Origin of the sequence: Corynebacterium sp. HMSC073D01 (assembly GCF_001815555.1) — a bacterium.
Classification (GTDB): Bacteria; Actinomycetota; Actinomycetes; order Mycobacteriales; family Mycobacteriaceae; genus Corynebacterium; species Corynebacterium glucuronolyticum.
This window is the reverse complement of sequence record NZ_KV821085.1, coordinates 85041-95291: the sequence shown is the minus strand read 5'-3', so window position 1 is coordinate 95291 and position 10251 is coordinate 85041. Positions and strand designations below refer to the sequence as shown.

Below are 10251 nucleotides of genomic sequence, written 5' to 3'. Positions count from 1 at the left end.
GCCTCACGGATCGTCCACGCATGCTTCTTCGGAAGCTTCGCCACAAACCGCTCAATAGCTTGAAGGGAGGCGAAGGAACAACCAGCGTCGGTTGCTTTCTCCCGGGAGCGTTCCTGTTTGCGTGGGGCGCCACAGCGGCCGTAGTAGATGCCCGCAAGTTTGTGGATGGTATGGGCGGTTGTCTTATCGTAGCCTGTCCGGACGAGTGCTTTTTTGGACATGCCAAACGCCTCCCCGGCGATCACCATCGCCTGCGAGAGGAACACAGCACAATCCGTTAAAGCGGTCATGCCACACACAATAAAGCGCGGAAGGGCGGTTGCAAACGCAATGACCCAAACCTGTGGATAACTCAGGCCGGGCCAGAAAAGTTATCCACAGAACTCCAGGCTCTGCTCGTAGATGGTGCGGGCGATGTTGGTGTCGCGGGCGTGGCCGCGGACGAAGTGGCCGCGGACGCGGGTGACGTAGAAGGAACCGTCGAGGGTGATGTCGCCGGAAAGGAGTTCGGCAAGGCGGGAGCCACCGAGGTCGGGGGTGGCCAGGACCTTCTTGGCAAGCGGGAGGGCGTAGAGGTCCCTCACCTGGTTGTCGGTGGCGAGGCCGAAGTTGGAGCTGATCACGCCTGGGTGGAAGCTGGCGGCACGCAAGCCCCGGCGGGCGGATTCGCGGGCGATGAGGGCGCAGCCACGCTTGCACTGGGCGTAGACGTCAAAGTCTTTGGTGCCGGTGCGGTCGCCGTGGACCTCTTCGGGGACGATGGCGGGGCCGCCGTACTGGGCGATGGAGCTCGTCCAGATGACGGGGCCTTGGGGTGCGAGGGTTTCCTGCAGGAGGAGGTTGGCAAGCACGTTGGTCTGCCAGGCGGGGTCGAAGCCGTCGTCGGTAAGGCCGCCGGCGGGGAGGATGCCGCCGGCGTTGCAGGCCATGGCGTCGATGCCGGAAAGCTCGGAGGCCAACGAGCGGACGGCACCAAGATCGGTGAAATCGCAGCTGTAGTAGTTCGGGTCGTCGATCTCCCTGCGGCCGACGCCTATGATCTCGTGGCCTTGCGCGCGCAGCTTTTCTGCGGCGGACTTTCCAATTCCTGAGCTTGCTCCGGTGATGAGGATACGCATTAGTTGTTCTCGATCATTTCTTCGCGAAGGATGTTCATCGGGATGGAGCCGAAAGCGAGCGCGCGGGAGTGGAACTCCTTGGGGCTCATGCCGTCGGCGGTGATGTCGTGGCGCAGTTCCCGCCAGGCGCGCTGCCCGAGGGCGTAGGAGGGGGCCTGGCCGGGCCAGCCGAGGTAGCGGTTCAGCTCGAAGCGGACGTTGGCGTCGGCCATGGCCGTGTTGTCCTGCAGGAAGGAGCGGGCGTAGGAGGCATCCCACGTGTTGCCTTCGGGGGTCTTGAAGCCGAGGTGGACGCCGATGTCGAGGACGACGCGGGCGGCGCGGAGGCGCTGGGAGTCGAGGTAGCCCATGACGTAGCCCGGGTCGTCGAGGTAGCCGAGCTCTTCCATGAGGGATTCGCCGTAGAGGGCCCAGCCTTCGCCGTGGCCGGAGTTCCAGCAGGCGAGGCGTCGCCACGCGTTGAGGTTTTCGTTGGCGATCTGGGTGCCGAGCTGCATGTGGTGGCCGGGAACGCCCTCGTGGAAGACGGTCGTCTTCTCCTGCCACGTGTGGAACGTCTCCTGCCCCTCTGGCACCGCCCACCACATGCGTCCCGGCCGGGAGAAGTCGTCAGTGGGTGCGGTGTAGTAGATGCCGCCGGTGCCCGACGGGTCGATGAGGCACTGGATGCTTGCCATTTCCTCGGGGATGTCGAACTCGACATCCCTGAGCTGGGCGATGGCCTGGTTCGCCGTCTTCTGCATCCACTTTTTCAGCTCGCCGGTGCCGTGCAGCTGGTAGCGCGGGTCTTCCTCGAGGTTCTCTAGCGCCCTTTCGACGCTCGTCCCCTCACCGTAGAGCTCTTCGGCCACCTTCTTTTGCTTTTCGACGATCTCCTGCAGCGCGTCGATTCCCCAGTTGTAGGCTTCCTCGAAGTCGATGTCGAAGCCGACGAAGAGCTTGGAGAAGCGTTCGTAGCGCTCCAGCCCGCAGGCATCCTCCTGTGGCGCGTGCGGGGCGAGGGTGTCCGTCAGCCACTCCCGCATCGAGCCGAAGGCGGCCTTTGCCACGTCGATCTCGGCCTCGGGGGCGAGGCAGGTTTCCAGCAGCGAGCCGGGCTCGGCAAGCTCGTCGCACTGCTTTTTCACTTCCTCGATCTGGCGGATCGGGGCGACGCGCCCCTGGACTGCGGCCTCGGACAGGGAACGCTGGTAGCCCTGGAGGGCGGCCGGCACCTTGGACAGGCGGGAGCGCATGGCATCCTCGTCGGCAGGCATGTTCTGGAAGGACATGCGGATTTCCTGCACCGGGGAGTCGATGTTGTTCAGGTTGCCGAGGTCCTCGTACTCGTGGTGCAGGTCCAGTTCCAGGCGCAGCCGGTCGCGGAGGACGGCGGCGGTGACGCGGTCGACATCGTCGAAAACGTCGGCATCGTCCTCGGTGTCCGTCTCATCCTCGAAGGCGTCGACATCGGCGAGCAGCTCGCGGGCGCGATCGGCAACGGCGGAGTAGTACTCGGGGCTGAAATCCTGTAGGTCGCCCTCCATGCCGGGAATACCCCAGTCGGTGGCAGCCGTAGGCATGAGCTCCGCCAGACTATAGATATAGTCGTCGCAGCTGCTATCTAGAAGTGACTGTTCACGAGACTCGGTCATAAAAGCTAAGTGTACCTATCGCCATTTCTCCCCGGGTGCGCGCCACGACTCCAGCTTCTCCACCAGCTCGGCGACGGTTTCCACGACGATGAGCGCGTCGACGTATTTCTTCTGGGTAAAGCCCTCCGAGATCGTGTTCTCCAGCAGGGTGACCAGCGGGTTCCAATACCCTTCGACGTTAAAGAGGATGACGGGTTTTTGATGGGAGCCAATTTGTTGGTTCGTCAAAGCGTCGAAAAGCTCAGAAAGCGTACCGACACCGCCCGGCAGTGCCAAAAAGCCGTCGGCAAGCTCCTCCATCCGAGCAATGCGCTCGGGGATCGAATCGACGATGTCCAGCTGCGGGAGCCCCTCGTACGCCTGCTCGCGATCGGCGAGGTCACGGGCCATGACCCCGTGGACGTCCCCACCGTGGGCGAGCGCACCCGAAGCCATCTCCCCCATCAGCCCTGCCGAACCGCCGCCGTAGACCACCTTGATCCCCCGATCTGCGAGCTGTTCGCCCAGCTCACGGGCGACATCCTGGTAGAAGGTGCGGGAGCCCGGCGCCGACCCACAATAAACCGCAAGACTGCGCAACGGCGGGCGCAGATGCAGCATCATCGCATCGCCCGCGACGGACTCGAAACCCTGCCGCGCGAACGAGCGGCGCGCCGGATTATCCTCATCCATCTCCAGCATCAGCCCTGGCCAGCCGACCTTCTTGCCGTACTCCGTGAGGTGCTCCAGAATGGCCAGACCAATGCCGTGGCCGCGGAACTCCGGCAGCACCGCGTGGCGAAGAACCGGGGTGGAACCGCGAGTAAAGGACGCCCACGCAGCCGCCGCGACCTTCTCGCCCACCTTCGCCACCACACCGTGATCACCACGAGCGGGAATAAAACTGACAAAATCGCTGGCGATAACCTTGTCCTCGTCCAGCTCAGCAACCTTCTCACGCAGCGCCGTATCCGCCGCGGTCATCTCGCAGAAATCGATATGCATAGCTACTAGAGTAGTGGTCATGGGCAACATTGTGTTCTTTACCGGCGCCGGAATGAGCGCCGACTCGGGGCTCACCACCTACCGCGACAAGGAAACAGGCCTGTGGGAAAACGTCGACCCGACCGCGCTCGCCTCCATCGACGCGTGGGCGAAGGACCCGGAACCCATGTTCGCCTGGTACACGTGGCGGTCGCTGGTATCTAATTCTGTGGAGCCGAACGCCGGGCACGTTTCCATCGGCGAAGCCGGGTACCCCGTCATCACGCAAAACATTGATAACCTGCACGAACGTGGCGGCTCGGCGGAGGTTGTGCACCTGCACGGCTCGCTGTTCAAGTGGAAGTGCACGATTTGTGGAAGGCCTTATTCTTATACGCTGCCGGAGTGGTCGGAGCCTGTTGAGCGGCTGACGCCGCCGACGTGCCCCTTGTGCGGGAACTTTATCCGGCCGGAGGTCACGTGGTTCGGGGAGGCGCTGCCGGAAAAGGCCTGGAACCGGGCGGTTGAGCTGTTGCAGGCGTGCGACACTCTCGTCATTGTGGGCACCTCCGGCACCGTGCAGCCCGCCGCGAGCCTCCCGCTCGTCGCGCTGGAAAACGGCGCGCGGCTGTACGAGATCTCGCCGCAGACGACGTCTTTGACTCCGCTCGTGCACGAGTTCATCGAGGACACGGCGGCGTCCGGCGTGCCGGAGTTACTGGAGAGGCTGTAGGTTACTCCGTCGCCTTCTTGTGCTCAGCGGCGACGCGGGCGTAGCGCTCGGCGTGCTCGATGAAGGACCGGTCGATGGTTTTCTTCACCTTGCCGGGAACACCCGCGACGAGGGAATGCTCGGGGACTTCGGCGCCTTCCAGCACCACAGCACCGGCGGCGATGAGTGTGCCGGTGCCCACGTGGGAGCGGGACAGGACGGCCGACTGCATGCCGATGAGACAATTATCTTCGATCGTCGTGCCGTGGACGAGCGCCTGGTGGCCGACGGTGACGTGGTGGCCGAGGGTGCACGGGGCATCGGCGTCGACGTGGAGGACGGCGTTGTCCTGGATGTTGGTGTAATCGCCGACGGTGATGGTGTTGATGTCGCCACGGAGCACCGCGCCGTAGAACACGGAGGCGTGGGCGCCGATGGTGACATCGCCGATAATCGTCGCGTTGGGGGCGATGAAGGCGGTCTCGTGAATGGTTGGGGTCTTCCCGTTGAAGGGGATAATCATCTAAACGGCACCTCTCCTATAGTCTTGCGGAGTTTTCTGGTTCGTAGCTTTTCGACGTTCGCGGCCAGGGCTTCCATCGCCCTCACCGCGCACATCACGTGGGCTTCCTTAGAGGAAGAGTAGAAGGCTTGGGCCCCCGCCGGAAGCTTGGGCACCGCGTGCAGTGGCAGGTCCGACACGGACAGCAGCGTGCCGTAGGGGACGCGGTAGCGGTAGCCGTTGGCGGCCAGGGCGCAGGATTCCATGTCGACGGCAACGGCGGTGGAGCCGCGTAACGTCTCCCACATGGTATGCGGTGTATGCCACTCCCAGTTGCGGTCGCCGGTGGACAGCACCGTGCCCGTGCGCATGAGCTGGGATTTTTCCTCCCCGTAGACGTCGCCAACGGCCTTTTCCAGGGCGCGCTGCACTTCGGGGACGGCGGGGATGGGGATATCGGAGGAGATGCGGTCGTCGAGAATGAAATCGCGGCGCTGGTAGGCATTGCCGAGGATGAGGTCGCCGATGCGCATGCGGCCATCAAGACCTGCACAGTGGCCGATCATGACCCACACCTCGGGGCGCAGGACGGCGAGGCTGTCCGTGATGGTCTTGGCGTTGGACGGCCCCACACCGATGTTGATCATCGTGATGCCGTCGCCGGCCTCGGTAACGAGATCATAGCGCGGGAACTGGTGCGTCCCTGTCGGCGTATTCAGCCCCGTGTAACGCGTCCCCGGGCGGGTCAGTTCCTCGCGGGCCCAGCGCTCGAACTCCTTGGTGTGCATGGCGTAGTTGGTGAAGAGGATGAACTTCTGCACTCCATCGCAGCCGATGCCGGTGTAGTGCTCTATCCGCTTACAGGCGATGTCGAAACGCTGGGGCGTGAAGTGGAAGAGAGGCTTGACCTCTCCGTGGAACGCGTCCCACCGGCCGTCGATAATGCCATCATCAACATCATCCAAAGTCGGGGCCGGAAATCCAGTCAGCTCGGCCCCCTCGAGACCGTCGATATAAGCCGGCGGAATGACGATATCCGAGTAGTCGGCGCGCACGTCACAAGAATAATTTTTTGTGAGTCTGGCCAACATCTCGCGGAGATAGCCCGCAACCAGGCCCGGACGGGAAAAAACGGAGGAATAAACCCCGGCCTCCTCCACGTAACCAAACGGCTCCGTCCGATCAATCGGCTGCCACGTATCGACGGTCACCGTCAAACGCGGGTAGCGAACGCCACTATACGCGGAGCGATCACCAGCCTTAACAGCAGCATGCGCACGGTCAACGGACTCCTCGTACATCTTGATGAGTTGATCAACCACATCCATACGAGCCAGCGTACCGCGTTCCCCCAAAATGAGGGTGGCAATCAACGGGACCTGTTGCATCCTATAAGTCCGGTGGCAGAATACATTATACAAACTGCCGAATATTCCCTCGCGGGCTGACGGGCAGCTTGTCAAAGGTGGACAAAACCCTTACGGTTGTACGCCAAGACAATTAAAAACCGCTAGACTTCACTTGAATAGACCTCTCAGGGGGACTATGCTTGCAGTGAAGTTCCAAGCTTTTTAGCTTGAGCAATGAAGTTTCTACATTTTTTAAGGAGAACATAATGCGTTCTATCCGCAACGCAGCAGTTGCAGGCGTCACCGCTCTTGCTGTCTCCCTCAGCGGTGTCACGGCTTTCGCAGCCGAGACCCCCAAGGGTGAGACCACCGCAGCTTCCGAGAACACCACTCCTACCGCTGGTGACAAGGATAAGAAGGCCGAGGAGTCCAAGGGTTCCTCCGAGGGCACCGATAACAAGGGTGACAAGGCTGAATCTAAAGGCAACCTTTCCTCCAAGCTTTCCCCGGAGTACGAAGGCGAGAAGGCCGTCAGAGGCCAGGACGCTTTCGGTTCCCACAAGCTTGATTCCAAGGATCTGCCGAAGTGGTTCAACGCCTGGGAGGGCTTCACCATTGCAGGTATCGTTCTCACGATCCTGACGAACCTCATCGCGCCGGCTTACAACTACCTCAAGTTCAACGGCATCATCTAATAACCGCTGGTAACAAACAAGGCTGAAAGGAAAATATTTAAAATGCGTATTCGTAATGCAGCCGTCGCCGGCGCAACCGCTCTCGCAATCGCTTTCTCCGGCGTCGCAAACGCTGAGGAGCCCGCTAAGGTCGCTAACATCGACAACCCGGCCAACGAGCACTACATCGCTGACAAGGATCGCGTTAACCTCAACAACGATGCCCCCTCCAAGGACAACCTGAAGGTTGACAAGGAGAAGAAGGAGTCCAACCTCTCCTCCAAGATCGGTGACGGTCTGGACAAGGAGAAGTACGCTTCCGGTAACAACATCTTCGGTTCCGTTCAGGATCCGGAGCTCGCCGGCTGGGCAAAGCTCTTCTACGCTTCCGGCATCCTCGGTGCCATCGGCACCGTCATCGGCACCATCATTGCCGCTGTGAACTACGGTCTCCACGAGGGCCTCATCAAGTTCTAAGGATATCGCTGAATAAGCGTCTCAGCTGCCGCTAGCGGCAGCTTATCCAAGCACCCTCAGCGCTTTCACGCGAGGGTGCTTTCTTTCTGCCCACTTATACTTATTCCTCCACCAAAGGAGTTCTACTCCCCTGATGCGCATCCTGGTTGTCTCCCAGTATTGGTACCCAGATAATGGGATCCCTCAGCACCGCTGGGCGTGGCTTTCGCGCACCCTGACCGAAGCCGGCCACACCGTGAATGTCGTGTGTCCGCACCCGACTGCCGGTGATCGAGCCGTGGGGGATGAAGAACTGTTTTATACGCACCCGTTCAAGCCGGTAAGCGGGCTAACCAGGCGGGCACTCATACAGTTGGCATCTGGTATCGACGCGGTGCGGACGGGGATTCGGGGGCCGGAAAAACCGGACATCATCATCGGCACCGTACCGGCTATCCCCACGGCACTGTCCACGTGGGCGCTGGCGCGAGCCCGGCGCGTACCCTACATTATTGACCTGCGGGATGCCTGGCCTGACCTGCTCAACTACACCGACCGCTGGAACGAGTCGGTAGCTGTAACACCCTCGTTGAGGGAACAGATCCTGCGCGGCTTACCCACACGCATCGCCTCGGTGACGTTGAAGAACCTTATGGTAGCCGTGTTGAAGCAGGCAGCAGGAATCATTGTGACAGCCGAAACCTTGGCGCACGACCTGCACCGAAAGGGCGTCGACAAGCCATATATGGTGACTGTAAGAAACGTCTTTCCGCGGGCGAACGATTACACGTACGCGCCTCGCGCGGGGCGTAGGGAGGGGACGCTGAACGTTCTGTATGCAGGAACGTTGGGGCGAGCCCAGATGCTGTCGAATGCGATAGCAGCGCTCAAGTACACCGACGGGGTGACGTTGCGGCTTGTGGGGAGCGGTGCCGCGCGCGAGCAACTGAAACGGGAGGCCGAGGGGCTGCCCGTGGAGTTTTACAACAAGACCAAGCCCGAGGACCTCACCGAACATTACGAGTGGGCCGACGTCGCACTCGTCCACCTCGCCGATTGGGAGCCCCTCAACCGCGCCGTCCCGAGCAAAACATACGAGCTCATGGAGATGCGGATGCCCATCACCGCGGCTGTGGAAGGCGAAGCCAGCTACATCATCGAACGGATCGCCGGCGGACACGTCGTACCCACACGAAACCCGCAGAAATTAGCAGAGCTGTGGAACACACTCGCATCCCAACCCACAATCCCCGCTGCTTCCCCTGCCGGGGCTGAATGGGTTCGAAAACAGCGCACCGAAGAAGCACAGAGCGCAATAGCAGATATTCTAAACGCCGTCGCAGGTGCATAAATAGGGTATACGTAGTAGCCTTTGGAGTGGCTCTAATACAATTTTCAGAAAGGTTCGTTGTGACCACACCCAAGGTTGTAACCGTCTACGGGACGCGCCCCGAACTCATCAAGACCGCACCGGTTATTGCCGGATTGGGAATAGACGACCGATTCACCTCGGTGGCCGTCTCCACCGGCCAGCAGCGCGACCTCCTGGACCAGGTAAACCGCCTTTTCGGAATCAAACCCTCCTACGATCTCGGGATCATGAAACCCGGGCAGACCCTCAACGAGATGGTTGCCCGCATGATGACCGGCCTCGACGAGGTATTTGAAAAGGAACAACCAGACATGGTGCTCGTGCAAGGCGACACCTCCACCGCCATGGCCGGCGCGATCGTCGGCTTCCATCGCGGCGTTAAAGTCGTCCACCTCGAAGCGGGACTCCGCACCGGCAACATCGCCTCCCCCTTCCCGGAAGAAGGCTACCGATGCATGATCAGCCAAATCGCCTCGCTGCACCTCGCACCGACACCTGAGTCACGACAAAACCTCCTCGACGAGGACTTCCCCGCTGCGGATATCGCTATCACCGGCAACACCGTCATCGACGCACTCCTCCACACTGTCTCCCTGGAGACCACCTACGCCGACCCCGCGCTGCAGGAGGTCACCGCAACCGACAAGGATATTGTCCTCGTCACCACCCACCGGCGCGAAAACCTCCACGCCATGAAGGCCATCGGCGCCGCCGTACACCGGCTCGCCACGGCCTTCCCCGACACCGAATTCGTCTGCCCACTGCACCCCAACCCCCGCGTACGCGAGGTCATCATCCCGCTTATCGACGCCGATCCCAACGTCCTCGTCACCACACCACTGCCCTACAACGAGTTCTGCGCCCTCATGAACCGCGCCAAACTCGTCGTCACCGACTCCGGCGGCGTGCAGGAGGAGGCCCCAGCACTGGGCAAACCAGTCCTCGTCATGCGCGACACGACCGAGCGCCCCGAGGCCGTCAGCTACGGCACCGTCAAGCTCGTCGGCACCAACGAAGACGACATCGTCAACGAGGCGACGACGCTGCTCACCGATGACACCGCCTACGCCGCCATGGCCAATGCCGTCAACCCCTACGGCGATGGCGACGCCGTCCCCCGCGTCCTCGCCGCCATGGCGCAGCTCGCCGGCGTGGGAGAGAGGTTGGAGGATTTTCGGCCGTAGGGGTGGGCCACCGGGTGGGGCGGTGCCCCAGCTCCGACCCCTCCCACGCTCAAGCCGACTCCGGCCTCCTCTTGCCCCCGATTTCAAGTTAAAGGTAAAATAGCCCCAGGCTCCATATCCTGCCTGTTCAGGAAGCATCTGCCCCGCACCTGCGGGGATGAGCCGTGCTATACCGCCCCAACTACACCATCTATACGATCTGCCCCGCACCTGCGGGGATGAGCCCCGCCCTGCAGGCGGGTCTCCAATGCGGCCTTCATCTGCCCCGCACCTGCGGGGATGAGCCC

The 10251-nt window shown here is 61.8% G+C and carries 10 protein-coding genes, 1 pseudogene and 1 CRISPR repeat array; of the genes and pseudogenes, 5 read left to right on the top strand and 6 right to left on the bottom strand.

Annotation, left to right across the window (positions count from 1 at the left end):
* From HMPREF3044_RS12125 to HMPREF3044_RS12110, 4 genes and pseudogenes are all read right to left on the bottom strand, one after another.
* Nucleotides 1-290 (bottom strand): annotated as a pseudogene (locus tag HMPREF3044_RS12125) (HNH endonuclease); the annotation flags it as partial.
* A gap of 81 nt (nt 291-371) precedes the next feature.
* A complete protein-coding gene (locus HMPREF3044_RS12120) occupies nt 372-1118 on the bottom strand; it encodes an SDR family NAD(P)-dependent oxidoreductase (RefSeq protein ID WP_070742118.1) in 747 nt (248 codons plus the stop codon).
* Nucleotides 1118-2752, bottom strand: coding sequence for a DUF885 domain-containing protein (locus tag HMPREF3044_RS12115; RefSeq protein ID WP_070742116.1), 1635 nt, complete (start codon nt 2750-2752; stop codon nt 1118-1120). Before HMPREF3044_RS12115 ends, HMPREF3044_RS12120 begins: the two co-directional genes overlap by 1 nt.
* A gap of 15 nt (nt 2753-2767) precedes the next feature.
* A complete protein-coding gene (locus HMPREF3044_RS12110; RefSeq protein WP_005392826.1) occupies nt 2768-3757 on the bottom strand; it encodes a TIGR00730 family Rossman fold protein in 990 nt (329 codons plus the stop codon).
* Between HMPREF3044_RS12110 and HMPREF3044_RS12105 the strand changes: the two genes are divergently transcribed.
* Nucleotides 3756-4448, top strand: coding sequence for an NAD-dependent deacylase (locus tag HMPREF3044_RS12105; protein WP_070742114.1), 693 nt, complete (start codon nt 3756-3758; stop codon nt 4446-4448). The genes HMPREF3044_RS12110 and HMPREF3044_RS12105 overlap by 2 nt on opposite strands.
* A 1-nt stretch (nt 4449) precedes the next feature.
* On the opposite strand, the gene HMPREF3044_RS12100 is transcribed toward HMPREF3044_RS12105, so the two are convergent.
* A complete protein-coding gene (locus tag HMPREF3044_RS12100) occupies nt 4450-4950 on the bottom strand; it encodes a gamma carbonic anhydrase family protein (protein WP_070742112.1) in 501 nt (166 codons plus the stop codon).
* Nucleotides 4947-6257: an AMP nucleosidase gene (gene amn / locus HMPREF3044_RS12095; RefSeq protein ID WP_236589169.1), complete on the bottom strand. Its 1311-nt coding sequence runs from the start codon at nt 6255-6257 to the stop codon at nt 4947-4949. The genes HMPREF3044_RS12100 and amn overlap by 4 nt, the downstream gene beginning before the upstream one ends.
* A 287-nt stretch (nt 6258-6544) precedes the next feature.
* Here amn and HMPREF3044_RS12090 point away from each other — a divergent pair, with 287 nt between their 5' ends.
* The 4 genes from HMPREF3044_RS12090 (at nt 6545) to wecB (ending at nt 9964) form a co-directional block, all read left to right on the top strand.
* The gene (locus HMPREF3044_RS12090) at nt 6545-6973 is read left to right on the top strand and encodes a hypothetical protein (RefSeq protein WP_070742108.1); all 429 of its coding nucleotides are present in this window, start codon (nt 6545-6547) and stop codon (nt 6971-6973) included.
* 42 nt (nt 6974-7015) lie between these two features.
* A complete protein-coding gene (locus HMPREF3044_RS12085) occupies nt 7016-7429 on the top strand; it encodes a hypothetical protein (protein WP_070742106.1) in 414 nt (137 codons plus the stop codon).
* A 133-nt stretch (nt 7430-7562) separates the two neighbouring features.
* Nucleotides 7563-8759 (top strand): glycosyltransferase family 4 protein, encoded by a 1197-nt coding sequence (locus HMPREF3044_RS12080; protein ID WP_070742104.1) that lies wholly within the window; start codon nt 7563-7565, stop codon nt 8757-8759.
* Between the two features lie 59 nt (nt 8760-8818).
* Entirely contained in the window at nt 8819-9964 is a 1146-nt protein-coding gene (gene wecB, locus HMPREF3044_RS12075; protein ID WP_070742102.1) for a non-hydrolyzing UDP-N-acetylglucosamine 2-epimerase, read from the top strand.
* Between the two features lie 135 nt (nt 9965-10099).
* Nucleotides 10100-10251: direct repeats of the CRISPR family, unit length 28 nt; unit sequence ATCTGCCCCGCACCTGCGGGGATGAGCC.

Excerpts from the sequence above, each read along its gene's own strand:
- HMPREF3044_RS12120 (WP_070742118.1), bottom strand. The coding sequence starts at position 1,118 with ATGCGTATCCTCATCACCGGAGCAAGCTCAGGAATTGGAAAGTCCGCC.
- HMPREF3044_RS12115 (WP_070742116.1), bottom strand. The coding sequence starts at position 2,752 with ATGACCGAGTCTCGTGAACAGTCACTTCTAGATAGCAGCTGCGACGAC.
- HMPREF3044_RS12105 (WP_070742114.1), top strand. The coding sequence starts at position 3,756 with ATGGGCAACATTGTGTTCTTTACCGGCGCCGGAATGAGCGCCGACTCG.
- HMPREF3044_RS12110 (WP_005392826.1), bottom strand. The coding sequence starts at position 3,757 with ATGACCACTACTCTAGTAGCTATGCATATCGATTTCTGCGAGATGACC.
- HMPREF3044_RS12100 (WP_070742112.1), bottom strand. The coding sequence starts at position 4,950 with ATGATTATCCCCTTCAACGGGAAGACCCCAACCATTCACGAGACCGCC.
- amn (WP_236589169.1), bottom strand. The coding sequence starts at position 6,257 with ATGGATGTGGTTGATCAACTCATCAAGATGTACGAGGAGTCCGTTGAC.
- HMPREF3044_RS12090 (WP_070742108.1), top strand. The coding sequence starts at position 6,545 with ATGCGTTCTATCCGCAACGCAGCAGTTGCAGGCGTCACCGCTCTTGCT.
- HMPREF3044_RS12085 (WP_070742106.1), top strand. The coding sequence starts at position 7,016 with ATGCGTATTCGTAATGCAGCCGTCGCCGGCGCAACCGCTCTCGCAATC.
- HMPREF3044_RS12080 (WP_070742104.1), top strand. The coding sequence starts at position 7,563 with ATGCGCATCCTGGTTGTCTCCCAGTATTGGTACCCAGATAATGGGATC.